Raw genomic sequence first — 23992 nt, 5'->3', positions numbered from 1 at the left:
AATGCGGTGTGACGCAGAAGCAATACGCCTGGCCATAAGTAGCGGGGAGCCTTCGGAGATTTTCGGACGACGACGCGGCCGCCGGTCAGAAGGATCGGAGGGCCGCCTGTTTGGCCGGCTTTTCCCGGGACATCGCCGGCCGCCCCCCTTCTCCGCCACCGAAAAGGGCAACTCGGTTCCGGCCGCCATTCTTCGCGGCATAGAGCGCCCGGTCCGCCTCCCGATACACGGCTTCGAATCCGGAGCCGGGCGCCGCATGAGCGACGCCGATGCTGACCGTGACCTGGCGCGGCTCGCCGAACAGGTGGACGAGATCGAGTCCGGCGACACTTTCTAGGACGGCGCTGGCAAGCTTGATAGGATCGGTCCTGAGCGCATCGGCGCCGATCGCGAATTCCTCGCCACCCATCCGCCCGGCCACGGCGGAGCCGGATTCGCGGTCGATGGCATCGGCAACGACGCGCAGCACCGAATCGCCGATATCGTGGCCGTAGCCGTCATTGACCGACTTGAAATTGTCGACGTCGATCAGGAGCAGGGTGAAGCCGTGAGGTGCGCCTCGCAATGCCCGTTCGGCCCTTGCCACGAATCCTCGACGGTTGAGCAGCCCGGTGAGAGGGTCGCGTTCGGCAAGGAGCTGCATCTCGTGCCGAGCCGCCTGAGCGGCGTCGCGCTCGGCGCGCATCTTGGCGAGCCGCAGGGTCATGGCAACGGAGAGCCACAATGTCTGGAGCGCCGAAGCGAGCAGGACCGCCAACTGCGACCCCCCGCCGAGCAAAGCCGGGCCGTAATCGATGATCTCGGTCGAGGCGAGGGTCGCCATCGGCAGCCCCCAGGCGAGCGCATAATCCCGAGCACCCTTGTCGCCGCGCCACCACGACCAGCCGATCAGCAGGACCACGCCGAGGAGGTCGGCGAGAACCAGGATGCCGAGGATCGTTCCGAGCAGCGGAAGCGGCAGGCTCGCCGGCGGGAAGGCCGCGACCGCGCCGACGAGGGCGATGGCAAGGCCGCAGATCAGGACCGCGGAGCGAATCCATCGCGCGCCCCGGCCGGGATCGATCATCGCTACCGCGCAGGCCGTGGCGAAGGTAATGGCGAAGGTGGAAAGCAGGGTGCACAGCTGCGCCGTCAGCGTGCCCGCGATGCCGGGCATGACGAGCAAAGCAAGCTGCGACCAGAGCAGGCCCCAGACGAAGACGGTGCCGACCCAGGCGGCATGCCAGGCGACGAAGCCGCGGCGCGAGGCGATGGAGAGCAGAAAGTTGTAGAGCGTGCTCAGGCCCAGCAGGGCGATGGCCGCGCCGACGAGGGCGGCGGCCAAGCTGGCTTCGCTTGCGGCCGACGATCCGGGCAGCAGCCGCACGCGCAGATGCGGCCAGGTGGCCAGCCGGTCGAGGCCGAGCACGATTGCCTCCACCCGCGCCTCTCGCGCCGGCGCGGTGAAGGCGAGTTGGCCGCCCACCCGCCAGTGCTGGCCGTAATCGCCGCTCGCCACCTGGAAGCGCTCGCTATGGCCGTCCGCATATTGAAACCGGACGGTGAGCCTGTCGAACCGGGTCATGTGGATGAGGAGCGTGGCAGCCTCGCCCGGAGCCAGGTTGCCGGCATCGAGCGGCGCGCGCAACCACAGGCGCCCGCCCCTGTAGGCGCCGGGGCCACCCGAGCAGGCGAAGGCCCGAAGCGCGGGCGGTTCGGCCCGGGCCAAGGATCCGGCGGACAGGTCCGCGAACGAGTCGGGGAGCAAGGGCGCGACGGCGTGGCAGAAGCGCTCCTTCAAGTCCGCCGCGGCGGCCCCGGAGGGGATCATCCATGCCAGAACGGCGAGGACGAGGAAGCGCCACAAAGATCCGTCTCCCGTGAAGGCGCTGGGCAGGTTGCGAGCTCGAGCGCCGGAGCGCCCCTAACAGGCGCAATGCGAAGAGAGGGTTAACTCGACCGGCAAGTGCCGCCGACCGGAATTTCGAGAACACCTGACGCGGGCGGCGAACGTTCGGCATGGATGCCTGCCCGTAACGATCCGCCTTGCGCAACGGCTCGGCGCATCCGGCGTTGCACGCCGTCGGGCCGACCGATAGGCGCCGCGCCATCGGGTCCGCGCCTGCGGCCGCCAACGGAGAGCCAGATGACAAGGTCGTTGCCCTTCGCGCTCAGCCTCGTCCTGACCGCCAGCCTCGCCGCCTGCTCCCAGGGGCCCTTTCCGGTCAGCGAGAATCCGCCGGCGCCGGCTTCTGCCCATGCGCTCGGTCCCGGCGAGCGGCTGCGGGTGACCGTCTATGGAGAGCCGGCGCTGACCGGCGAATATGTGCTGAGCAGCGGCGGCGAGCTCGCTTTCCCGCTGGCGGGCACGATTCAGGCGGCCGGAAAGTCCCCCGACGCGCTTGCGACGGAGCTCGCCGCATCGCTCAAGAACATGGGCTATCTGCTCGATCCGAACGTGGCGGTCGAGGTGCTTGCCTACCGCCCCTTCTATGTCCTGGGCGAAGTCAACCAGCCGGGCGAGTTTCCCTACCAGCCCGGCCTGACGGTCCTGGCGGCGGTAGCGCGGGCGGAGGGCTTCACCTACCGCGCGCGCCAAAGCAGCGTTTTCATCAAGCGTGCCGGGGAGCCGGCGGAGCGCGAGGTGCCCTTGACCAGCGACCTCATCGTCCAGCCGGGCGACATCGTCCGGATCGGCGAACGCTACTTCTGACCGGCCCCGGAATTCCGGTCGAAGGGCCGGAACCCGTTCCTGACGTCCGGCCAGACCCGGCGATTGATATAGCCTTCCGACCCCTGGTTCGAGATCAGCTTGGCGGGGATGCCGCCGACCACCCCATCGTCCGGGACGTCCTTGGTGACCACGGCGTTGGCGCCGACCGCGGCCCGGTCGCCGATCTGGATGCGGCCGAGGATCTTGCAGCCGGCGGCGAGGAAGACGTCGTCGCCCAGAATCGGCGAGCCCGCTTTGGGTCCGCGGTTGAGCTGGCCGAGCATCGCCCCGTGCGTGATGTTGCAATTGGCCCCGATCACCGCGTCGCCATTCACCATCACCCCGCCGAACCGGTTGATGAATAGCCCCGGGCCGATGCGGGTATATTCGGGAATCGCTATCCCATATTTGTAGCGATAGCGCAGCAGGAGCAGCTTGAGCGGCGGGTAAAGCGTCCATTTGCCCAGCCGGCCGCCGCGCAGATAGCCGCACAGGCGCATCACCGTCGTATATTTGAAGCCCGGCGTGAACAGGAAGTGGCGCAGGAACGAGGCGGTCCGAACGTTGCCGGCGTAACGGTACAGGTCCGACTGGATGAGTGCCCAGGTCAGCCGGAATCGGCGCTCCAGCGGCCCAGGGGCGGCGAGCCCGCGTGAATGCTCCATGACGCTGTCGGTTTCCAGGGTCCCGGCCTTCAGGGTCGATATGTTGCAGCGCAATAAAAAACGGCGCGTCCCGGCGCCCTCGCACGGCTCGCGCACCTTGGGCAACGTCGCGCAAGGCCAGCCGTTCACCTCGTACGACCAATCGAGCGGAACCAAAGAGCCTGCCGAGAATCGCGGAATTTGGCCGTATTTAGGAACCCGATCAACGCGGGACGCTTGCAGGTGCCGAGAAGAATCCTGATTGAGCCTTTTCACCGTTGCTTCAACACCGAGGGTGCCTGAAACTTGTGCAACGCACAATAATCCCCGTAGCCAAGACCTTCGACGAGCAGAATTGAAGGCTGTCTGCCAGGCAGTGGAGCGACCGATGAATGCGTATGTCGACTCGGTGCATGCCGAATCCGGAGCTACTCCCCTCGCGCCGCGGCACGAGGGCCATGTACGCCTTCCGAACAAGCAGCGCCGGCGAATAGGGCTTTATATCCTGATCGCCGCCGTGGACGCTGCCGCGATCACGGCCGCGCTGGTCTTCGCGAGCCTGCTGCAGTTCGGCCATCCGATCGGATGGCAGAGCTCCCGGCTCACCGGCATCATCATCCCACTCTTTTTCGCCATGGCGATCAGCCGAAGCGCCTACAGCGCCGACGCCCTCACCGAATCGCCCAAGGGCGCGATGCGTGCGGTGCTCTCGCTCTGCCTGGCCACGGCGATCGCGCTGCTGACCCTGCATCAGCTCGACCTGCTGGACGAGTTCAGCGGCTGGATCGTGGCCTATGGAGTCGGGCTCGCCGTGCCGTTCCTGATGCTCGGGCGCACGACCATGGCCGTGGTCAGCTCCTGGGCGCTCGAGAACCACCCTGTGATCGACCTCGTGATCGCGGACGGGGTCCCGGTGAGGGGCGGACGCCACCAACTCGTGATCGATGCCCCGGCGATCGGAATCTCGGCCGACGTGTCGAACCCGATGATGCTCGATCGCGTCGGCAAGCTGCTCAAGAACGTCGATCGAGTGACGATCGCCTGCATGCCGGAGCGCGAGGAGGACTGGAAGCTCATCATCAAGGGAGCCGGCGTCACCGGAGAGGTGCGGGCGGCCAATCCCGCGCTCCAGTTCAGCACCGATCCGGTGGACATTTTCGGCGACCGCTACGCGATGTTCCCACCGCCGTCGCTGCAGGAGATCGCGATGAAGCGCCTCATGGACCTGGCGCTGGTCATCCCCGGCCTGATCTTCGTCGCGCCGCTGCTGGCGATCATCGCGATCGCCATCAAGCTCGACAGCCCAGGACCGGTTCTGTTCGTCCAGGAGCGGATCGGGCGCGGCAACCGCCTGTTCCGGATGTACAAGTTCCGGTCGATGCGGACCGAGAGCTGCGACGGCAACGGCAACATGTCGACCCGGCGCGACGACGACCGGATCACCCGTGTGGGACGCTGGCTGCGCGCAACGAGCATGGACGAGCTTCCACAGCTGTTCAACGTGCTGTTCGGGAGCATGAGCCTGGTCGGTCCGCGGCCGCACGCGCTCGGATCGACGGCAAGCGAGAAGCTCTTCTGGGATATCGACCGCCGCTACTGGTTGCGCCACGCCTGTGCGCCCGGGCTGACCGGCCTCGCCCAGGTGCGGGGCTTCCGCGGCGCCACGCACCATCGGAGCGACCTCGAGGCACGGCTCGCCGCGGACCTGGAATATATGCGCACCTGGTCGCTGTGGCTGGACGTCAAGATCCTGCTGCGCACCTTCGGCGTCGTGATCCACCGCAACGCCTTCTAGGCAAGATCAGCCCTCGTCATCTCCGGATGGCGAGGGCGGGCTTCAGGCCAGCTCGCGGTACAAAGCGAGGGTGCTCTCCGAGATGCGATCCCAGTCGAAGGCGCCGAACGCCTTGCGGTCGATCGCATAATCTTCCGGCGGGCGGGCAAGGCTGCGGGCGAGCGCGTCGACGTCGCCCACCGGGAAATAATGGTGGGGACCGAGCCCCAGGTCGAGATTGGGGTCGATGTCGCTGAGCAGCATCGGCGTCGCGCAGGAGGCTGCCTCCAGCGCCGCGATCGGCAGGCCTTCATGATAGGAAGGCATGACGAACAGCGACGCGTTCTCGAACAGCTCGCGCAAGGTGGCGCGGTCCTGAAGGCCGGCGAAACGGACGCGCTCGCTCTCGCGCGCCCGCAAGGCGGTCGCATAAGCGCTCTCATGGTCGGCGCCGCCGACGATCACCAGGGTGCGCGAGTCGCCCGACCGTGCATGCGCGTCGACCAGGTCGTGCAGCCCCTTCTCCGGCACCAGCCGCCCCACCGCCAGGATGAAGTCGCGCGGCGCCAGGCCCAGCCGGCCGAGCGCATCGCCACGCACCGGCGGAAGGTCGGGCACGCCGTTCGGGATGAAGCGGATCCGCTCCGATGCGGCCGGGTAAGCGGCACGCAGGCGCTCGGCGAGCGAAGGCGAGACCGCGATCAGACGGTCGGCCGAGCGGCAGGCGAGCCTTTCCCCCAGCTTCAGCATCTGCCGGGCGACGAAGCCCCATTTGGCGCGCCGATAATCCTCGCCATGATGGGTGACGACGACGCGCATGCCGAGCGCGCGCGCCAGCGGCGCCAGCAAGGCCGGGCCGATTGCGTGGATGTGCACGACGTCCGCACCGGCGCGCCGTGCGGCCAGCACGCCGTTGAAGGTGGCGACGATCGCCTCGAAGGAGCGCGACCGGGGCGAGGCGACCGGCACGACGCTGATGCCCTCGTGCGTATAGGGCCGCTTCGGCACGTAAGGCCGCCGAGCGAAGACGGTGATCGGGATTTCGGGCGCAAGTCGCCTCACCCGGACGAGCAGCTCCTCGCAATGGGTTTCGACGCCGCCCATCACCCCCGGAAGGCCGCGAAGCCCGGTGACCGCGATCCTCACGTGCGGGGCTCCGCCGGCGAAGCCCCGAGCAAGGTCGCCGCCTGCCGGTCCGCCTCGTCCAGGCCGTCCGCCAGACGCAGGATGGCGAGCGACTGGGTCCAGGCATCGACGAAATTGCCGATCTTGCGGTAGCTGTTGTCGAGCGCGACGTGCGGGATGTCGAGCAGCGTCGACAGGATATGGCCGTGCAGCCGATCGGTGACGACGACTCGGCCGCGCGAAAGCGTCCTGATGCCGCGCTGCAGGCGCGAGCGGGCGCGGCGGTCGTAGATGCGCACGCGCCCAGCGTCGGGGCGATGGAGCAGGGTCCGCAAGCGCGATCCGATCGCCGTCAGGCGAAGCGCGCGCACATCGTCCTCCAGCCAGTCGACGGTCGCGGAAACGTCCGAATCGGGCCGCGCGGCGCTGCCCTGGACCTTTTCGACATCCGTGCGCAGCAGATAGAGCCGGTCGGTCCAGGGCCGATGGCGGGCCAGCGGACCGATCGCGAATGCCATGTCCGGCGCCAGCACCGTCTCGCAGGGGAAATGACGCTGGGCGAATTCGAGTGACGGGCGGTCGCGCACGAACAGAGTGAATCGACCGTGCCGCTCGATCGCGCGGGCGCATTCGGCGATCGAGGTCTCGTCGCCGAAGAAGATCGACTGGGGGAGCTGGACGATCGGCCGCCCCCTAAACCGCTCCAGCAGGTGCAGCCGGAAATCCTGGTGGGAGGGCCACAAAGTGCCGAAATTGCCGCCGCCATGGAGGAAGATCGTCCCTTCCGGGGCCGCGGCCGCCAGCGCATCGTCGTCGTGCGATCCGATCGTGCTGGCATAAGAGGGGATGAGGCCGTGCGACCCGAAGAAGGCGGTCTCCCCCAGCCAGATCGCGGAATCGCCGACATTGGAGTGATCGGGATAGTCGACGAGGGCGATCGGCGACCCGTCGAGGCATGGCGCCAGGGCTTCGTCCAGCCTCGAGCGGAGGCGGGCGATGGCGGCGCGGCTGGTTTCCGCATGAGGGGATCCGTCAAGCATGATTGGAGGCAAATTCCCTTTTCCAGTTCCTGATCTGGGCGCGGATGGGCGGCGAGATCGCCAGCAGGACGATCGAATAGAATGCGGCGCCGCAGGCGATGAAGAGTCCCAGCGCGGCCCAGCCGACCGGCTCCAGCCGCTCCCAGACCGCCAGAGCACCCCACAGGGCCAGGCCCATGGCGCAGGAGGCGGCGAAGGGCGCGCGCACCGCCTGCCAGGTATCGGCGAAGCGGATCGAGGAGGCCTGGCGCAGGAAGCGGATCTGGAGCGGCATGGTGAGATAGGCGCGAAAGACGTAGGCGACGGCGACCCAGAACAGCCCGTAAGGCAGGGCCAGGAGGGTCAAGGCGGCGGTGAAGACGAGCTGGACGAAGGCAAGCGTGCGCTGGCGCGCCGATTCCCCCATCGCCCCGAGCACCGGCGAGGCGAAGTAATTGAGGGTATAGGGAATGCCCATGAAGGCGAAGACCTGGGCGAGGCTGCCGGCCTCGTGCCATTTGGGACCGTAGATCAGCGGCACCGCATGCGGCGCCAGCACGCCGAAGCCGACCAGGGCCGGAAAGGAGAGGATCGCGGCCGAGCGGAGCATCGAGCGATAGGCTTCCCTGAGCGCAGGGAGGTTGGACTGAAGCCGGGAATAGGTCTGCAATCCGACCGACGCGAAGGGCTGGATCGCGCCGTTGCCGATGATCTCGGCGGTGCGCCAGGCGACGCGATAGACGCCGACCGCAGCGGCGCCGAGGCTGGCGCCGATCAGCAGGTCCTGCAGCCGAACGAGGAACAGGAAGATGAGCTGGGCAACGGTGATGTTGCCGCCGAATTCGAGATTCGCGCGCATCTGCGCGAAATCGAACCTCCTGCCCGGTACCCAGCGATAGGCGGTCCAGGACAGCAGCATGCCGACCAGCTCCATGACGATCCGCTGGACGACCAGGCTCCAGACCCCGAAGCCGTTCAGCGCCGCGGCCACCGCCGCCGCGCCGCCGATCAGGCCGGCGAGGAGCGAGCGAAGGGCGATGGCGCGGTGGCCGAACTCGCGCAGGCGAAGCGCCATGTGGGTCGCACCGAGGGCGTTGATCACGGTCGCGATGGGCAGGATCTGGAGCGGCAGCTGCGCCGAGGGCTGGCGCAGAAGATCGGCGATGAACGGCGCCGCAGCGGCGAGCAGCGAAGCGTAGAGCAGCGCCACCGCCACGTTGGTCCAGAAGACGGTATCGACGAGCTTCGCATCGACGCGCTCGGCGCGGGCGATGATCTGGGTGAGCCCGCCGGTGGCGATGATCCGCCCGACCTCCGCGAAGACATAGGCCATGGCGAAGATGCCGATATCCTCGCGGGCGAGGAGCTGCGCGAGCAGGACGAAGACGATGAAGGAGAAGAACTGGTCGCTCAGCGTTCGCGCCACCGACCAGCCGACCGAGCGCCGGGTCTTGCCGCGCAGCTCGCGGTCGAACGCGGCCGCCGGCACCTTCTCTCCGGGCGCGTCCTGCATCGGTCAGGGGGCCAGCAGCGAACGGGCGCGGGCGAAGAGATGATAGCCGGCGCGCTCGCGCTGGTGCGCGATCGTCCGCCGCAGCTTGAGACGGGCGGGAACGTCGAACGCCTCGAACCGGCCGAGGCCGATGCCGCTTTCCTGCGCGCGCTCCATGACCGGGAAGGGAAAGACGGCGAGGTTCGACACGCCGTGGACCCACCAGCGGTCCATCTCGTCGTCGATCGGACGCCGGACGCGGCGGAAGCGTTCGGTGAACACCCGCGCCGCGCCGCGCGTGATCAGATAGGCCTGGGTGCCGAAGGCGTAGCCGATGACCCGGGTCAGCCAGCGCGTGCGGGACCCGAAGTCCCGCTCGAGCACGCGCACCGGCGCCGGCTTCTTGTAATAGAGCCGGATATAATCGCGCCCGGCGGCTTCATGGTTCATTCGCACGAAGGCGGCGAGATAGTCCCAGTCGGCGATGACGTCGTCCTCGAGGACGAGATATTGGTCGTGATCCCCCTCGAGCAGCTGGCGCCACGCCTCGTAATGGCTGGAATAGCAGCCGATCTCCCCCTTGGTCAGCGGCCGCCCCTTGGCGACGACCGCATCCTCCTCGTCATAGCTGAGCGCCGGATGCAGGCTCTCGCTCGCGTCGAAGAAGGACCATTCGAGCCCGGCGGCGGAGCCGGCCGCCTCGGCAAAGGCGCGCCGCCGTGCCTCGGCGCTCCTGAGGCTGACCACGAGGATCCGGGTCCTCGGTTCGGCGTGCGCCATGGTTCCTAATCCTCAAGTCGACCCGGCCGGCGTCCCGTCCGCGTTCAGGCGTTTCCCACGGGGGACCGACGCCGGTTTGCCGCATTGCACAATGAACTGCTGGGGCCCTATACGGCCCCGGCCCGGCTTCGGGAAACCGCATGAGGGTTCGGTTTACCATCGCAAAGCCACGCATCGTCTGATGGAGGAGCGGAGACCTTGTCGCCGCAATTTTCGGTCGTCATTCCGGTCCACAACAAGGCGCGGCACGTCGCCGCCGCCGTGAGCAGCGCGTTGGGCCAGTCCTTCGCACCGCACGAGGTGATCGCCATCGATGATGCCTCCACAGACGGAAGCGCCGAAGTGCTGGCGGAACTCGACCATCCGGCGCTCAAGCTGCTCCGCCGCGACGTTCCGGGGCCGGGCGGCTATGCGGCCCGCAATCTCGGCATCGAGCAGGCGACCGGGGACTGGATCGCCTTCCTGGACGCCGACGATTTCTGGGAAGGCGACCATCTCGCCGACCTCGCCGATGCGATCGCGCGCCACCCGCAAGCGGGATGCGCCGCGAGCCGCTACGTCCATGTCCATTCCGACCGGCGCACGCCGTCGAAGATTTGCGGCCGACTGGCCGCCGCCGCCGACCGTCCGGCCGATTTCGAGGAATTCCTTCGGACCTGGCTGGAGCTGGGCGAATGCCCGATCTGGACCAGCGCCTCCGCCTTCAGGCGCGACGTGCTGATCGATGCGGGCCTCTTCCCGGCCGGCCACGCCTCGCGCGGCGGCGACAAGGATCTGTGGCTGCGCGCCGCCGCGCGCGCGCCCTTCGTCTACGTCCCCCGCCCCAGCGCCGAATTCTGGCGCGACTCCGACAACAAGGTGAGCAAGGCGACCACGACGACGAGCCTGCCGATCGTGGTGCGCAGCGCCCGGGCGCTCATGACGGACGCGACGCCGTCGGAGCGCCGGCTGCTTCGCGCGCTGGTGAACCAGCAGATCGGCCTCTATGCCCGCTTCGCCTTCAAGGGAGGAGAGCTGTCGCCCGAGATGAGGTCCAGCATCTATCTGCCGGGAGGCTGGCGCACCTGGCTGATGGTCCTGGGCATCGGTGCCATTCCGACCGGCCTGAGGCGACGGCTCTACGACCGGATCAAGCAACCGCCTTCGGTCAGGCTGGCTGCGGGGCCCTGACGGGCACCGAACGAAGAGGAAAGGGAGAGTGATGGAAGAGACCCGGCCTAACGGCGAGCGCACCGTCGGTGCCGTGCCGCGGGACGAGCTGATCGACCTGAACACGATCATGCTCGCCGTCCGGCGAAACTGGATCCTGATCCTGCTCGTCTCGGTCGCGGTGCTGCTGGCGACGGCCGTCATCTATTATTCGACGCAGCCGACCTATGTCGCGACCGCCAAGGTGATGGTGGACCGCGTGCCGGACGAGGTGGTCAGGCCCGCCAATCCGGACCAGCCGGTGATCCCGGCCGATTCCCCGACCGTCGACACCGCCGTGGCGGTGCTCGAATCGCCCTCCCTGCTCGGCCAGGTCGTCGACCGGCTGAAGCTGACCGAGCATCCCGAATTCAATCCGGAGCTCGCCAGCCAGAGCGGTCGCCCGGCCATGGCGTCGGCGGCCCGCGACCGTGCGATCCGCATCCTGGCCGCCGGGCTCGACGTGGAGCGCGAAGGCGTCTCCTATGCGATCGCGATCAATTACGTCTCGCCGGACCCGACGGTGGCGGCGGCGGTCGCGAACGACGTGATGGCCGCCTATCTCGACCGGCAGCGGGAGAATCGCTCCGCCCATACCGAGCGGGCGGCGCGGCTGCTCGGTGGCCGGCTCGAGGACCTTCGCCAGGAGGTGCTCGCCGCGGAGAGCGCCGTCGCCGACTATCGGGCACGGCACCAGCTCTTCGCCGCCTCGCAGGACAGCTCGATCACCCAGCAGCAATTGTCGGTGCTCGACGCCGAGCTGGCGTCGTCGCGCGCGGCGCAGGCCATGGCGGACGCGCGCCGGGCCGCGGTGCAGGGCGGACGGTCGCCCGACGCGATCCAGGAAGCGCTCGACTCCACCGTGGTCAGCGGCCTGCGCCAGCAGCGGGCGCAGCTGAGCGCCGCGGCGGCCGAGCTCGCCGCCCGCTACGGCGAGCGTCATCCCGACCGCGTCAAGGCCGAGCGGCAGGTGGCCGACATCGACCGCCAGATCCAGGCCGAGATCCGGCGGGTCGCGTCGAGCGTCTCGACCGAGGCCGGCGTGGCGCGCCAGCGCACCGCCTCGATCGCCGGCTCGATCGGACAGCTGCAGGGCCGCCTGGCGGCGGACAATGCCGCCTCGGTCCGCCTGAACGAGCTGGAGCGCCACGCGGAATCGTCGCGCGCCATCTATCAGGCCCTGCTCGACAATTACCGGCAGGCCCTGGCCCGTCAGGGCACCGAATCGAGCGGCGCCACCGCGATCTCCGAAGCGCAGGTCCCGGTACTTCCGTCCGAGCCCAATCCGCTGATGTACCTGGTGCTCGGGATCCTGGCGGCGGGTGCGCTGTCCGGCCTGGCCGTGCTGATCGCCGAGTCGCGCAGGGGCGCGGTGGTCGCCGCTTGACCGCCCCGGCGACCAGGGGACCCTAGGCCATGGACGGTACGATCGGCGGAGCGCCGGGCTTTTCGCTGCCCGTCCTCGTCGCCTTGTCGTGCCTGCTGGCGATCCCGCTCTACCTGGCCGGGCGCACCCTCCGGGGCGACGCGGCCCGCTTCCTGATCGCCGCCGTCTGGCTGCGCTACATCCTCAGCGTCTTCCACGAGGTCACCTACCAGCAGGTGGTGGGCGGCCTCAGCCTCAACGCGATCGGATCGGTGCTGGTCACCGCGGCCGGCCTGCTGGTGATCAACAAGCGCTACCTGATGCTGAAGGCGCTGCTGCCGGTCTACGCCCTGATCGCGATCGCGATGGCCAGCGCCCAGCTCAACGGGAGCCTGCTCGACTCGCTCGATACGGTGGTGAAATATCTCTATTTCTGCACCCTGTTCATCGCGACCTTCGAAGCGCTGCAGGACAATGCGCCCGGGCTGCTGTTCCGACGCCTTCTGATCGCCTTCGCCCCCTTGCTCGTCTTCCAGCTGCTCTCGATCGCGACCGGCGTGGTCAAGGCCTCCGAGCTCGACGGGTCGCGTTCCTATATCGGCGGCTACAATCACGAGGCCGCTTTCTCGGTCGCGCTGGCGACCTTCTTCGTCGTGGCGGCCTTCGCGACCGGAATGAACCGGGTGCTGAAGTTCGTGCTGCTCGCCGTCCTGATGACCGGGATCGCGCTGGCCAATTACCGGACCACGATCATCGCCATGCTCCCGTTCGTCGCCCATCTAGCGGTGAGCCGGTCGACCCGGCTGTTCCTGCCCCGCCAGCGTCTGTTCCTGGGCGCGGCCGCGCTCGGCGCCACGCTGGCGGCCGTGGTGGTCGCCGCGATATTGAGCGAGGGCCGGTTCGGCGAGCTGGCGGATTTCCTCTCCCGTCCAGGCACCTACATCAAGCCGCAGGAGGAATTCGGACTGGAGGAAAGGCGGCTGCTGTCGGGCCGCGTCTATATCTGGTCGGGCTATATCCACACCTGGATCGAATCCTCGCAGATGCAGCATCTGATCGGCTTCGGACCGGACAATTGGTCCGAATGGTTCAGGGTCTATCCCCACAATACGCTCATCGCCTATCTGTTCGAGCTCGGCCTGATCGGCCTGGCCGTGCTGATCTGGTGGTGGGCGGCCATGCTGCGGCTGGCCCGGCGCGCGCTGCGGCCGTTCCGCGCCGACCTCCTGTTCGCCCAAATATCCTTTATCTTGTTGAATTTAGCGACGATGGCCCTATGGCAGATAGAAGGATTAATCCTTTTTTCGATTGTCTGCGGTTATTCGATGTTCCGAGCGCAGGAAGCGCGAATCGCCCTATCGGGACGGCGACGGGAACCGCTTCCGCGAGAGGCAATCGGGGGGACGGGACTTGTCGAAGCGCCAGGACATTCGCCGTCATGACCGTGGAGTCTCCGCGGCGTTACTAGCCAGCCTCGATCGGTGGGTGCCGGCCAAGCCGGCAGAGCGCATCGCTTATGCGGGCCTGGCCCGCTCCGAGAACAGCGCGTCGCAGGAGGATGGCCCCGGCCTCGAGCCCCTGCCGCCGACGGCGCGCGACAAGCATGACGGCCCCTCCCCTACCCGCGACGGCGGCATGAGCCTGCCGGCCCGCGCCTGGATCATCGTCGGCGCCGCCGGCTTGCTCTGGATCGCCGCGGCCCTGGGCATCGCGCTGCTCTTCTAGGACCGTTCATCCGGGCTGAGCCCTCGAAGCCTCCAGGGCTACTCAAGGCGGAAGGACAACCCTTCCACAAGCCCAGGGCGAACGGCGCTTCCGGATCAGGGCGAAATTCGGCGGAACGGCTTGCCCGGCGCCCGCGAGGGGACCGGCCGGATCCAGGCCCCTCCGGCACTGCGCGAGGCGATTACGGGTCCGGAACGCTCGCTTCGTCTCCACCGGACGGCGGTGACTCACAGGTTGCCGCAACCCGCTTTCTATTCCCGGGTCGGATCGTCAGGGCGGTTGCGCAGCGACAGGGAGCCGGCCGTTTGAAGAGGAAGCGCATCCTTTTCGTGATCAATTCGCTTGCGGGCGGTGGGGCCGAGCGGGTGATGGTGACGCTGCTGCGCCATTCCGAGGCCTGGCGCGACCGCTACGACCTGTCGCTGGCGCTGCTCGACGAGGAGACGGTCGCCTATCCGGCGCCGGACTGGGTACCGGTGCACCGGCTGGACTCGGGCGGAGCGCTCTGGACGAGCGTCAGGCGGCTGCGGGCGCTGGTCCGCCGCGAGCGGCCCGACCTGGTGCTGAGCTTCCTCACCCGCGCCAACGTCGCCGCCTGCCTGGCGACGGCGGGGACCGACATTCCCTTCATCGTCAGCGAGCGGGTCAATACCGACGCCCACCTCTCCCGCGGGCCGTCCGGCGTGATCAGCCGCCGGCTGGTGCGGGCGACCTATCCGCGCGCGGCCCGGGTGCTCGCCGTCTCCCAGGGCGTTGCGGACGACCTTGCCCGGCTTTTCGCGGTGCCGCGCGACCGCCTGGCCGTGATCGCCAACCCGGTGGACGGAGACGCGCTCCGCACGCGCGCCGCCGAGCCGGGGACCGCCGTGCCGGAGCGGCCCTACGTGGTCGCGATGGGCCGGCTCACCGAGAACAAGAATTTCCCCTTGCTGATCGACGCCTTCACCGGAGCGGGGGTGGAAGGCCGGCTGGTCATCCTCGGCGAAGGGCCGGATCGCGAGGCGCTCGAGCGCCGGATCGGCGAGCTGGGGATGACCGGCCGGATCCTCCTTCCGGGCTTCGCCGACAATCCCTTCCCCTTGATCGCCGCGGCCGATTGCTACGTGCTCTCGTCCAACGCCGAGGGATTCCCCAACGGGCTGGTCGAGGCTATGGCGATCGGCGTGCCCGTGATCGCGACCGACTGCCCCTCCGGCCCCGCCGAGATATTGGCGCAGCGCCCCACCGGCGCGACGGCCGGGCTGGACTGCGCCGAACATGGGCTGATCGTCCCTTGCGAGGACCGGATCGCGCTGGCCGAAGGCCTGCGCCGCTACCAGGATCCGGCGGTCCGCGCTCATTATGCCGACGCGGCGCGGAAGAGGGCGGACGCCTTTTCGGTCGAGGTTTCGGTGGCGCATTACTGGACGGCGATCGAATCCGTCCTGGAAGGGGCGAGCGCAGGCGCAGGGGACGTCCGGGCGCGTCCTGCCCAGAAGGCGCCGTCCGCCTCCGCCGCGACGATCGAAAGCGACCGTCCGACGTGCGCCGGCGCGCTGCGCTAGACCGTTTCCCGGCGGGACGACCTGTCCCGGCGGCCGGGAAGCGGCCTGGATTCACCCCGTTGCGGCGCCACGTGCTCACAAAAGCGGCCACCGCCTTGAGCCCGATCGGCTGGGCGACGCTGCTGTCATGGGCAGGGCTTTCGTCCGCGGCGCAGGCGCAGAGCCTGGACATACTCGCCGACTTCAGGATCGACCGGCCGTCGGCGACGGACGGGTTCGTGACCGTGCGCGAACGGCCGCAGCCGCTCTACAATCCGGTCCCGATGCGGCTGGGCAGCGTCGAGGTGATGCCGAGGGTCTCGGCGCAGGCGCTGTACGACAGCAACATCTTCGTCGTGAGCGATGCCGAAGACGACGCCGCCCTTCACCTGACCGCCGCCGCCGAGGCGACGCAGAGCGCCGGCAATACCAGCCTGGCCGCGGACGCCCTGATCGACCGCCGGCAATATCTGGAGAATGACGAGCAGAGCACGACCGATTACTGGCTCGGCGCGGCGGTGCGCCATGCGCTCCGCCGGGACAGCCATGTCCTGGGCGCGCTACGGATCGGCCGCGAGACGGAGAGCCTGGCCGACCCGTCGGTTCCGCTCAACACAGTCCGGCCGAGCCAATATGATTTCGTGACGGGATCGCTCGGCGCGGGCCGGACCTTCAACCGGCTGCTCGTCGCGGCGCGGGCCAGCGTGGACGATCGAAGCTACAAGGACGGGCTCGACGCGCTCGGCAATCCGATCGAGCAGAATTTCCGCAACCGGCTGCTCGCGATCGGCGAGATTGCGGCGGAATATGATTTCGGGCCGCGGCGATCGGTCTTCGCGCAGGCGAGCTTCAACCGGCGCGACTATCGCAACCAGGAGGGCCCGGAGCCGATCCGCGATTCGAGCGGCTATCGGGTGGAGGCTGGGGCAAGCTTCATGCTCACGCCGCTGATCCGCAGCCGGGTCAGCGCCGGCTATTTCCGGCAGGACTTCAAGGATCCCCTGTTCGAGAGCGTGTCCGGCCTCGCCGTGCGCGGCCGGTTCGACTATCTGGTCACGCCGCTCGTCACCCTGACCCTGACCGGATCGCGCGGCGTCGAGGAATCCTCGACGATCGGCACCGGCGCCTATGTCGCCGACCGGGTCGGGGTGCAGGCCGATTACGAGCTGCTGCGCAACCTGATCGTGACCGCCACCACGAGCTATGAAAGGGACCGTTTCGAGGGCCTGGACCGCCGCTATTCGATCAAGCGCGCGACGGTGAGCGCGCAATATCGCCTTTCCCCCCGCCTGCGGCTGGATGCCGAATATGAGGGGCGCGACCAGGACAGCGTAGGCACGTCGCCGGGACGCGACTTCGTCCGCCACCAGCTCACGATCGGCCTAACCATACAGGGGATTTGACATGGGACAGGAAGGGATGAGCCGCCGCCTGGTGCTTGCCGGGGGGCTGGCGGGCCTGTGCGGATGCGGCGTCGAGGCGCAGGCGACCGGCACGCTGATCGAGCAGCGAACCTTCAGCGGCAATCGCGGGACCGGCAGCGGCGGCGCCGGCGGAGAGGGCCTGCGCGCGACCGACGGAATGCGGATCGCCAACAGCATTTTCCGGGATCTCGGCAACGGCGCCGTGCGCGTGTCGCGGCCGGTGACCGGCCTCACGATCGAGGATTGCCAGGGCGACAATCTGTACCGGTTCCTGGAGGTGACGGTCTCGACCGGCGGCGCCGACGCCTCGCTGACCGACTTCGCGGTGCGCCGGGTGCGGGCCGAAGGGATCGAGCATGGCTTCTCGCGAATCCGCTACCGATCGGGGCGCGGCCTGATCGAGGACGTGACGGCGGTGTGCCGGGAGAGCGGCGGCAACGATTATTGCGTCGGATTCCAGCTGGAGGGCGAGGCGAGCGAAATCACCTATCGCCGGGCGATCGCGCAGGCGTTCCAGGAATCCAGCCGTCCCTCCAGCAGCTATTGGAACGGCGACGGCTTCACCGACGAGCGCGGCAACAGCGCGATACGGTATATCGAATGCGCGGCGAGCAACTGCACGGACGGAGGCTTCGACCTCAAATCGTCCGGCGTGATGCTCCACGATTGCGTCGCGCGCGGCAACAAGCGCAATTTCCGGCTGTGGGCCAGCGGCGAGCTGCAGGGATGCGAGAGCCACGAGCCGGTGTGGCGCGGCGGCAGCGGCGGCAAATCCCATTTCTCCTTCCACGGCGATGTCGGTTCCTATCGGATCGTGCGGCCGACCGTGCGCGCGTCCGAAGGCAATGAGGCCCCCGTCTTCATGTTCGCGACGAACGGCCAGGCGAACATCACCATCGTGGACGCCGACATCGACGCGCCGTCCGCGCCGCTGATCCGGGTGGAGAGCGGGCCGGAGCCGAACATCGTCTTCGAGCCGGAGCGGTCGCAGCAGCGGATCCGGACGGCGAGCTGAGGCGGAGGCGGGCGCCCAGCGGCGGCGCGATCCGCCCCGACGCCGGTGAAATTGACGAAATTGACACCTGCCCCGCGCGGGTGCGTGCCCCCGCGCGCGAGTCCGCGCGGGCCGGCCGGCGCGCCGGTGGTGGGGCGGGCCCTGCTCACATGCGCGCCCGATCCCGCCGCGCGAGGCACGGCGCGATCGCAGGCGCGCAGGCCGGCGATTCTGGGTATCGGCGCGCCCGGAGCCCGGCCGGGGTGAGGCCGGAGACCAGCGGACGCGATGTCAAAGAGTCGCCCCCCTTCACCCCGGGAGGAAGCCTCCCCCTTAGCATCGGCTGCCGGAAAAATCAAGAACAAATGCAGAACATGGAAACAGCGACAACCGGGCTGGAACCTCGCCATCCTGCCGCAGTTTGCAGGCGCACAGGACAAGCGAGGAACCGCCATGACCGACCATCTTCCCACGCCGCCGTTCGACGAGCCGAACCAGCCGATCCCGGGCTTCACGGAGCGGATGAAGACGCGTCCGGACCATGGCGAGGACAGCTATCGCGGATCCGGGCGCCTGAAGGACAAGAAGGCGATCATCACCGGCGGCGACAGCGGGATCGGCCGGGCGGTGGCGATCGCCTTCGCGCGGGAGGGGGCGGACGTCCTGATCTCCTACCTGGCCGAGGAGGAAGAGGATGCGCAGGAGACCAAAAGACTGATCGAGGAAGCGGGACGCCAGGCGGTGCTGGTGCCCGGCGACATTTCCGATGCGGCGCATTGCCGGGCGATCGTCGACAAAGCGGTGGAGGCGTTCGGGCGGATCGACGTGCTGGTCAACAATGCCGCGCACCAGAAGACCTATGAGCAGATCGAGGAGATTCCCGACGAGGAATGGGACATGACGTTCCGGATCAACATCCACGCCATGTTCTACCTGACCAAGGCGGCGGTGCCGCACATGAAGGCGGGCGGATCGATCATCAACACGACGTCGATCAACCTGGACTCGCCGCGGCCGTTCCTGCTCGCTTATGCGGCCACCAAAGGGGCGATCCAGAACTTCACCGCCGGGCTGGCGCAGATGCTCGCCGACCGCGGAATCCGCGCCAATTGCGTGGCGCCGGGGCCGATCTGGACCCCGCTCATCCCGTCCACCATGCCCGAGGACCATGTGAAGGAATTCGGCAAGAGCGTGCCGATGGAGCGGCCGGGCCAGCCCAAGGAGCTGGCGCCGGTCTATGTGATGCTGGCGAGCGATGAAGCGAGCTATGTTTCCGGGGCGACGGTGGCGGTGACCGGGGGGAAGCCGATCCTGTAAGCGGCGCAGGCACCCGCCCCGCTTCCTGTCGGAACCGATCACGGGGCGGCGCCAGGGTCCACTCGCGCCATTACGGAGCCCGTCAGCGGGTCTTCGTCCCTATTCCTCGAGGTAGCGCCGCGCCAGCTGGGCTTCCGTGCGCAGCGCGTCGGCAGCCTCCGCTTTGCCCAGGCGGGTGAATTCGGCCGCCGCCTGCTCGCGCTTTTCGGCCTCGCTCAGCAGAAGGCCGCGCACCTGATCCTTGCCCAGGACGCGCCGTTCGACCTCGGCCGATCCGCTGCGGAAATTGTGGCGGACCAGGGATGCCTGCTCCGCGCGTCGCGGCGCGGCCTCTTCATTGTCGATCGCGCCGATCAATTCGCGCAGCAACGCCGCTTCCCCTTTTCTTCCGAGCTTCATCGCCGAGCGCAAATCGGCGCGCAGGCGAGCTTTCATTCCTGTTCCACCATCTTCCATCCGTATGTGCCTTCCTGCGTCGTGAGGAGCACATGATGTTCCCTATTGCTCCATAAGAGAGCCTAACATATTCGTGTTCGGGATGAATAGGGAGCCATAGAGACCATGTCGGACATGCTTGTCACTGTCGAGCAGGCGGCCGAGCGGCTGAAGCTGCACCCCAAGACCGTGCTGCGCCACATCCGCAGCGGACGCCTTCCGGCGACGCGGATCGGAAAGGCCTATCGCATCGACCGGGCCAAGCTCGACGCCTTTGCCGGTGTGGCGAGCGGCCAAGCCGAGGCAGCGAGCGGCGTGCGCGCAACATGCATCGTCGACGTCCCTCGCATAACAGCCGAGAGCGCCGAGCGGATGGCGACTTTCCTGAATGCGGCGGCGATGGCGGGCGACGGCGGGACACCGCCTTTGCACATCAGCACGGCGTTCGATTCGCTCGCCCATTGTCTCAAAATCGTCGTGATCGGCAGTCCGTCCGATGCGGCCAGGTTGCTGGAGATGGTGCAACTGCAACTGGGGTCGCGCCCATGAGCGACTCGGTGTTTCGAAGCGACAGGGCGGCCGAACAGGTCGAGGCGCAATATCGGCAGGTCCTGGAACAGTGGCCGGTGCCGAGGTCTGAGCTGCTCGTCCCGACGCGCCACGGCCCGACCTTCGTCGTGGCCTGCGGGCCGGAGGAGGCTCCTCCGGTCGTGCTGCTCCATGGCTCGCAGGCCAACTCCGCGGCATGGATTCCGGACGTCTCGCTCTGGTCTTCCCGGTTCCGGCTCTTCGCGATCGACATGATCGGGGAAGCCGGACTGAGCGCGCGGGTGCGACCGGACCTGGCCGGGGATGCACACGCCTTGTGGCTCGACGACGTCTTCGCGGGCCTGGGAATCGGAAGGGCGGGGTTCGTCGGCACCTCGCTGGGTGGCTGGCTTGCACTCGACTATGCGAGCAGGAGACCTTCCGCGGTGCGAGCGCTTGCGCTGATCTGCCCGGCCGGCATCGGACGGCAGAGGAACTTCCTGCTTCGGGCAGCACCGCTCCTGCTTCTCGGGCCGTGGGGGAAGCGCAAGATCCGGGAGAAGGTTTTCGGCCCCGCCCGGAGGGCGCTCCCTGCCGGGTGGCGATCGGTGGCCGAGCTCATGGATGCTGTAGGCCAAGCGATCCAGCCACGAGTGGTGAAGATCCCGCAACTGACCGACGAACAGCTGCGCCAGATCGATGTACCGATCCTTGCGATCGTCGGCGGCCGGGATGTCCTGCTCGACTCTCGGGACACCCAGGCCAGGCTGAAGCAAGGCGCTCCGCACGCCGAGATATGCTTCATCGAAGAGGGATATCATTTCCTGCCGAACCAGGCGGCACGCGTCATGGAATTCCTGGAGCGGACCGTTCGACCAGCCGAGGGTGATTTCGTTGCCGCACGGGAAGGCAGGCGGCATGATCATCTCCAGGAAGGAGACCGATCTTGAACCTCCACCTGTTCCCGCTGGTCCTGCTCGCGTCCGCTTCGATGCAGGCGAGCGGCCGGCCGGCCGATCCGCAGGACGTCCCCTACCGGCCCGGCGAGGTATCGACCGCCGCGGCGGAAGTGCGGATCAATTTCAGTGCGGACGGGCGCTGGGCCGCCTGGGGGACGATCGGCCGGGATGCCGATCCGGACCAGCAGGACATCTGGCTCTCCCGCCGCGGCCCGCAAGGCTGGTCGCCGCCCTTCCCCGCGCCGTTCAACAGCGATGCCGTGGAGTTCGATCCGGCTTTCTCACCGGATGGCCGAACGCTCTATTTCCATTCCGACCGGCCCGGGGGCGAGGGCGGGACCGATCTCTACGCGGTCGCCTTCGATCCCGAGCGGCGGACCTTCGGCGCGCCGGCCAATCTGGGCAATCGGATCAACAGCGCCGGCGACGAATGGGCTCCGCTGCCGACGCGCTGGGGCAGCCTGATCTTCGCCTCCGACGGCTGGGGCGGCGAGGGCGGAATGGACCTGTTCGAAGCCGATCTGTCGGGCGCGCGCGAGGCCCGGCCGCGCAACCTGGGGCAGTCCATCAACACCGCGTCACTCGATTTCGATGCGACGCTCACGATCGACGGGCGCAGCCTGATCTTCAGCTCGGGAAGGATGAGCGAGAGCGAAGCCATCGTCAGCCTGTTCCGCAGCGGCCGAAACAGCGACGGGAGCTGGGCGCCGCGCGTGCCGGTCGACGTCGGCTGCTCGAGCTTCGTGATCGGCCCGGCCTTCGATCCCACGGATCCGGACCATTTCTATTATGCGGCGAATTGCGAAGGCGGGCTGGGGCGCATGGATATCAGGCGAGTGCCGAGAGCGCTGCTGGGGGAGGAGGCGGGCGGCGGTGGAGCGATGAACGGCTCGGACGATTGAGCTTCGAGGCCGAGAGGGCCTGCCGACTATTGCTTGAAGCAGTGGTCGCGATGCCAGCGCAGGAAATGCGGGTGTGGCCGCTCATCCACCCGCGCCGGGACAATCGCGCGACCGGTGGGGTTGATGATCCCGCGAACGCTGGCCCGATCGTTCACCTGACGTGAGACGAGGATCTCCAGATCGTCAGCAAGACCGATAAGTCCGCGGTCGAACATCCAGTGTGCGGTTCCTGATAGCGCGATTCCGTTGCTCAAGATGTCGGGTCCGTTCGCTTCCACGGGTCGTATGTGCCCCGCCTCGACTTCGGCACGCCCGCCGCCATTGATCAGCCTCAGGCCCGTAATCGCGCAACGCTCATCATAGGCCCGCAGCACGATGCGACGGAACACGCGGTCGCGCACGATGCGCGAACCCAGCGTGGCGACGCGGTCCCGCGCCTGTTCGAATATGAACGGCGCGCGGTCTTCGGCCACCGCCGAAGATGCTGCGGGCTCGGATCGCGGCAGCAGCGGCGCTTCGTCCCGCAATCCCGCTTCGACAATGCGATTGAAGTCGCTGGGGGACAGCGCCCGGACCGCGGCCTGGGCTCGCCCCGAGATATTACCCTCTTCGTTCAGAACGCCGCGTTCGATGACGCCGTTCTCCTCGGCGAACGGAACAGGGTGGGCGAAATCCAGATATGAGCCGGGCTCGATCAACGCCAGATACATGCCCGGCGCAGAAGGATCGGGAACGATCCGCTCGACCTTCGCGACGGCGAAATAGCCCTTGGTGCCCGGCACCTTGCGCGGTTCGTAATAGACGATCCAGTCGCCTTCGCATGCCTGCGCGCGGCCGAGGTACTGACGCGGAAATTGGTACCGCTCGGCAGGGGTGTCCTCGTAGATCGAGTCAGCGCGGTGAATGAAGACGCCGAAGGCCATGTGCAGAGGCTATCGCGGGAGAGACGGCTCGCATAGGTCCAGCTTTGGCCGCAAGCCGACGTTCTGCTTCTGGACGCTGAGGCAAGTTTTCCGTCCTGAGCGGATCGATCAAATAGTCCCATTCCGACGTCTCGTCCCTTGGGGCAGAGGAGCTTAAGATCGCGGCCTTGGGCTAACAGGATGGACGGGCTGGTGACGGATGACCCATTTGAATTACCCTATGGGGATGAGTATGACCCGGACTCGCCAGATGCAGCTATTGCGCGCCTTCGTGACCGACTACGGTCTATTCACCCCCAAGCTTCGGTGATCATCACCGGATACGCAGCTCTTGAACTCGAAGTAGATCAGATCCTGCGAAGATTTGTATCGAGGCCGAGCAAGCTTCCGCGTCTAGGCATGGATCACCAGCTGAGCTTGCTTGGTGCAATGTTGGATGACCCGTGGTTGGGCTTGGTGCTTGATGCCATCGGTGTTTTTGGGGGTGTCCGCAACAGCTTCGCGCACGGCGATCCACCGATGTGATCGATAAGAAGATTTTTAATCTGGGAAAGAAAACCTTCAAGATAGGCTTGCCACTGGAAGCGGACACAAACCTTGGCCTGCTGGCGATGAATTTGGCTTCGGCTCTGCATGTTGGAAAGGACCTTTTTGAATACGTTTGTAGAAGGCCGTGGGACGCTGTGCCAGCGCCAGTTCTTTAGCTCCGAATCCCACTTACGGGCCTTAACCCGGCTGTGCCGCCGTTGACAATCCTGACATATACCATCATATGTGTCCGATAATCGAACACGAGGTCTGTCATGAGTCCGGACATCGAAGAGCAGAGAAAGCGGTTTAGGGAAAAGTCGGCGCTGCTTGTGCAGGAGCTGCAGGCCTGGTTCGAGGAGGAAACCGCGCCTATCGACGGGTCTCCGCCGCCCGCACCCGCCGGCGCCGGTGGATCCATCGTCGGGATGCGCCCAGCGATCGATTCCAAGCGGGTGGTGGATGCGGCCCGGGTAACCCGCGCCGTTCTGGACATCGAGCTTCCGCCCGAAATCATCAAGCGCGGCGGCTATGAGAGCTGCGAGGAAATGATCAACGACCTGATGCCCAAGCTTGAGCGCGTCTATACCGGCGAGTTGAAGGTCAAGAAGCGCCGCCCGGTCAAAGTTGCCGAACCGGCATGAGGGATACCCG

Annotated in this window: 23 protein-coding genes; 15 read left to right on the top strand and 8 right to left on the bottom strand. The window is 67.5% G+C overall.

Features of this window, described 5'->3' with window-relative positions:
* Positions 1-85 precede the first annotated feature (85 nt).
* The gene (locus EKM57_RS08940; protein ID WP_165357302.1) at positions 86-1846 is read right to left on the bottom strand and encodes a diguanylate cyclase; all 1761 of its coding nucleotides are present in this window, start codon (positions 1844-1846) and stop codon (positions 86-88) included.
* A 279-nt stretch (positions 1847-2125) separates the two neighbouring features.
* Between EKM57_RS08940 and EKM57_RS08935 the strand changes: the two genes are divergently transcribed.
* Positions 2126-2692, top strand: coding sequence for a polysaccharide biosynthesis/export family protein (locus EKM57_RS08935; protein WP_129792168.1), 567 nt, complete (start codon positions 2126-2128; stop codon positions 2690-2692).
* Here the strand turns inward: EKM57_RS08935 and EKM57_RS08930 are convergent.
* Entirely contained in the window at positions 2683-3357 is a 675-nt protein-coding gene (locus EKM57_RS08930; protein ID WP_129792167.1) for a serine acetyltransferase, read from the bottom strand. The two genes, EKM57_RS08935 and EKM57_RS08930, sit on opposite strands and share 10 nt — an antisense overlap.
* Positions 3358-3724: 367 nt before the next feature.
* On the opposite strand from EKM57_RS08930, the gene EKM57_RS22475 reads away from it, so the two are divergent.
* Entirely contained in the window at positions 3725-5131 is a 1407-nt protein-coding gene (locus tag EKM57_RS22475; RefSeq protein ID WP_129792166.1) for a sugar transferase, read from the top strand.
* A 42-nt stretch (positions 5132-5173) separates the two neighbouring features.
* On the opposite strand, the gene EKM57_RS08920 is transcribed toward EKM57_RS22475, so the two are convergent.
* From EKM57_RS08920 to EKM57_RS08905, 4 genes are read right to left on the bottom strand one after another with little or no spacing between them, the layout of a single operon-like run.
* Positions 5174-6256: a glycosyltransferase family 4 protein gene (locus EKM57_RS08920; RefSeq protein WP_129792165.1), complete on the bottom strand. Its 1083-nt coding sequence runs from the start codon at positions 6254-6256 to the stop codon at positions 5174-5176.
* Complete coding sequence (locus EKM57_RS08915) at positions 6253-7275, bottom strand: polysaccharide pyruvyl transferase family protein (RefSeq protein WP_129792164.1); 1023 nt, start codon at positions 7273-7275, stop codon at positions 6253-6255. The genes EKM57_RS08920 and EKM57_RS08915 overlap by 4 nt, the downstream gene beginning before the upstream one ends.
* A complete protein-coding gene (locus EKM57_RS08910; protein ID WP_129792163.1) occupies positions 7268-8767 on the bottom strand; it encodes a lipopolysaccharide biosynthesis protein in 1500 nt (499 codons plus the stop codon). Before EKM57_RS08910 ends, EKM57_RS08915 begins: the two co-directional genes overlap by 8 nt.
* Positions 8768-8770: 3 nt before the next feature.
* Positions 8771-9526 carry a glycosyltransferase family 25 protein gene (locus EKM57_RS08905; RefSeq protein ID WP_129792162.1) on the bottom strand — a complete coding sequence of 252 codons (756 nt, stop codon included), beginning with the start codon at positions 9524-9526 and terminating at the stop codon, positions 8771-8773.
* 198 nt (positions 9527-9724) lie between these two features.
* Here EKM57_RS08905 and EKM57_RS08900 point away from each other — a divergent pair, with 198 nt between their 5' ends.
* The 8 genes from EKM57_RS08900 to EKM57_RS08865 all read left to right on the top strand — a co-directional run bounded on the left by EKM57_RS08900 (position 9725) and on the right by EKM57_RS08865 (position 19063).
* Complete coding sequence (locus EKM57_RS08900) at positions 9725-10696, top strand: glycosyltransferase family A protein (protein WP_129792161.1); 972 nt, start codon at positions 9725-9727, stop codon at positions 10694-10696.
* A 31-nt stretch (positions 10697-10727) separates the two neighbouring features.
* The gene (locus EKM57_RS08895) at positions 10728-12101 is read left to right on the top strand and encodes a GumC family protein (protein ID WP_243450978.1); all 1374 of its coding nucleotides are present in this window, start codon (positions 10728-10730) and stop codon (positions 12099-12101) included.
* A 29-nt stretch (positions 12102-12130) separates the two neighbouring features.
* Entirely contained in the window at positions 12131-13522 is a 1392-nt protein-coding gene (locus EKM57_RS08890; protein ID WP_129792159.1) for a hypothetical protein, read from the top strand.
* Positions 13523-13565: 43 nt separating this feature from the next.
* A complete protein-coding gene (locus EKM57_RS08885) occupies positions 13566-13805 on the top strand; it encodes a hypothetical protein (protein WP_129792158.1) in 240 nt (79 codons plus the stop codon).
* Positions 13806-14110: 305 nt separating this feature from the next.
* Positions 14111-15349: a glycosyltransferase gene (locus EKM57_RS08880; protein WP_129792157.1), complete on the top strand. Its 1239-nt coding sequence runs from the start codon at positions 14111-14113 to the stop codon at positions 15347-15349.
* A 71-nt stretch (positions 15350-15420) separates the two neighbouring features.
* Positions 15421-16731 (top strand): outer membrane beta-barrel protein, encoded by a 1311-nt coding sequence (locus EKM57_RS08875; protein ID WP_129792156.1) that lies wholly within the window; start codon positions 15421-15423, stop codon positions 16729-16731.
* Positions 16732-16747: 16 nt separating this feature from the next.
* Positions 16748-17767, top strand: a complete 1020-nt coding sequence (locus tag EKM57_RS08870; protein ID WP_129792155.1) for a hypothetical protein — start codon at positions 16748-16750, stop codon at positions 17765-17767.
* Between the two features lie 432 nt (positions 17768-18199).
* Complete coding sequence (locus tag EKM57_RS08865) at positions 18200-19063, top strand: SDR family oxidoreductase (RefSeq protein WP_129792154.1); 864 nt, start codon at positions 18200-18202, stop codon at positions 19061-19063.
* A gap of 99 nt (positions 19064-19162) precedes the next feature.
* Here the strand turns inward: EKM57_RS08865 and EKM57_RS08860 are convergent, their stop codons facing one another.
* Positions 19163-19462: a hypothetical protein gene (locus EKM57_RS08860; RefSeq protein ID WP_129792153.1), complete on the bottom strand. Its 300-nt coding sequence runs from the start codon at positions 19460-19462 to the stop codon at positions 19163-19165.
* A gap of 162 nt (positions 19463-19624) precedes the next feature.
* Here EKM57_RS08860 and EKM57_RS08855 point away from each other — a divergent pair, with 162 nt between their 5' ends.
* The 3 genes from EKM57_RS08855 to EKM57_RS08845 are packed head-to-tail and all read left to right on the top strand — an operon-like array spanning position 19625 to position 21887.
* Entirely contained in the window at positions 19625-20047 is a 423-nt protein-coding gene (locus EKM57_RS08855) for a helix-turn-helix domain-containing protein (protein ID WP_129792152.1), read from the top strand.
* Positions 20044-20976 (top strand): alpha/beta fold hydrolase, encoded by a 933-nt coding sequence (locus EKM57_RS08850; protein ID WP_129792151.1) that lies wholly within the window; start codon positions 20044-20046, stop codon positions 20974-20976. Before EKM57_RS08855 ends, EKM57_RS08850 begins: the two co-directional genes overlap by 4 nt.
* Entirely contained in the window at positions 20973-21887 is a 915-nt protein-coding gene (locus tag EKM57_RS08845) for a TolB family protein (RefSeq protein ID WP_129792150.1), read from the top strand. Before EKM57_RS08850 ends, EKM57_RS08845 begins: the two co-directional genes overlap by 4 nt.
* A gap of 26 nt (positions 21888-21913) precedes the next feature.
* Here the strand turns inward: EKM57_RS08845 and EKM57_RS08840 are convergent, their stop codons facing one another.
* Positions 21914-22810, bottom strand: coding sequence for an HNH endonuclease (locus EKM57_RS08840; RefSeq protein ID WP_129792149.1), 897 nt, complete (start codon positions 22808-22810; stop codon positions 21914-21916).
* Between the two features lie 306 nt (positions 22811-23116).
* On the opposite strand from EKM57_RS08840, the gene EKM57_RS22225 reads away from it, so the two are divergent.
* Both EKM57_RS22225 and EKM57_RS08830 read left to right on the top strand, forming a co-directional pair.
* Positions 23117-23335: a hypothetical protein gene (locus EKM57_RS22225; RefSeq protein ID WP_206185357.1), complete on the top strand. Its 219-nt coding sequence runs from the start codon at positions 23117-23119 to the stop codon at positions 23333-23335.
* Positions 23336-23613: 278 nt separating this feature from the next.
* Positions 23614-23982 carry a hypothetical protein gene (locus tag EKM57_RS08830; protein ID WP_129792147.1) on the top strand — a complete coding sequence of 123 codons (369 nt, stop codon included), beginning with the start codon at positions 23614-23616 and terminating at the stop codon, positions 23980-23982.
* Positions 23983-23992 lie beyond the last annotated feature (10 nt).

This window comes from Sphingosinicella sp. CPCC 101087 (genome assembly GCF_004151485.1).
In the GTDB taxonomy this organism is placed as follows: domain Bacteria; phylum Pseudomonadota; class Alphaproteobacteria; order Sphingomonadales; family Sphingomonadaceae; genus Allosphingosinicella.
Note: the sequence above shows the minus strand (reverse complement) of the source record. Positions and strands in the feature narration are given on the sequence as shown.

Excerpts from the sequence above, each read along its gene's own strand:
- EKM57_RS08870 (WP_129792155.1), top strand. The coding sequence starts at position 16,748 with ATGAGCCGCCGCCTGGTGCTTGCCGGGGGGCTGGCGGGCCTGTGCGGA.
- EKM57_RS08895 (WP_243450978.1), top strand. The coding sequence starts at position 10,728 with ATGGAAGAGACCCGGCCTAACGGCGAGCGCACCGTCGGTGCCGTGCCG.
- EKM57_RS08890 (WP_129792159.1), top strand. The coding sequence starts at position 12,131 with ATGGACGGTACGATCGGCGGAGCGCCGGGCTTTTCGCTGCCCGTCCTC.
- EKM57_RS08840 (WP_129792149.1), bottom strand. The coding sequence starts at position 22,810 with ATGGCCTTCGGCGTCTTCATTCACCGCGCTGACTCGATCTACGAGGAC.
- EKM57_RS08915 (WP_129792164.1), bottom strand. The coding sequence starts at position 7,275 with ATGCTTGACGGATCCCCTCATGCGGAAACCAGCCGCGCCGCCATCGCC.
- EKM57_RS22475 (WP_129792166.1), top strand. The coding sequence starts at position 3,725 with ATGAATGCGTATGTCGACTCGGTGCATGCCGAATCCGGAGCTACTCCC.
- EKM57_RS08865 (WP_129792154.1), top strand. The coding sequence starts at position 18,200 with ATGACCGACCATCTTCCCACGCCGCCGTTCGACGAGCCGAACCAGCCG.
- EKM57_RS08910 (WP_129792163.1), bottom strand. The coding sequence starts at position 8,767 with ATGCAGGACGCGCCCGGAGAGAAGGTGCCGGCGGCCGCGTTCGACCGC.
- EKM57_RS08855 (WP_129792152.1), top strand. The coding sequence starts at position 19,625 with ATGTCGGACATGCTTGTCACTGTCGAGCAGGCGGCCGAGCGGCTGAAG.
- EKM57_RS08905 (WP_129792162.1), bottom strand. The coding sequence starts at position 9,526 with ATGGCGCACGCCGAACCGAGGACCCGGATCCTCGTGGTCAGCCTCAGG.
- EKM57_RS08830 (WP_129792147.1), top strand. The coding sequence starts at position 23,614 with ATGAGTCCGGACATCGAAGAGCAGAGAAAGCGGTTTAGGGAAAAGTCG.
- EKM57_RS08930 (WP_129792167.1), bottom strand. The coding sequence starts at position 3,357 with ATGGAGCATTCACGCGGGCTCGCCGCCCCTGGGCCGCTGGAGCGCCGA.
- EKM57_RS08850 (WP_129792151.1), top strand. The coding sequence starts at position 20,044 with ATGAGCGACTCGGTGTTTCGAAGCGACAGGGCGGCCGAACAGGTCGAG.
- EKM57_RS08935 (WP_129792168.1), top strand. The coding sequence starts at position 2,126 with ATGACAAGGTCGTTGCCCTTCGCGCTCAGCCTCGTCCTGACCGCCAGC.
- EKM57_RS08860 (WP_129792153.1), bottom strand. The coding sequence starts at position 19,462 with ATGAAGCTCGGAAGAAAAGGGGAAGCGGCGTTGCTGCGCGAATTGATC.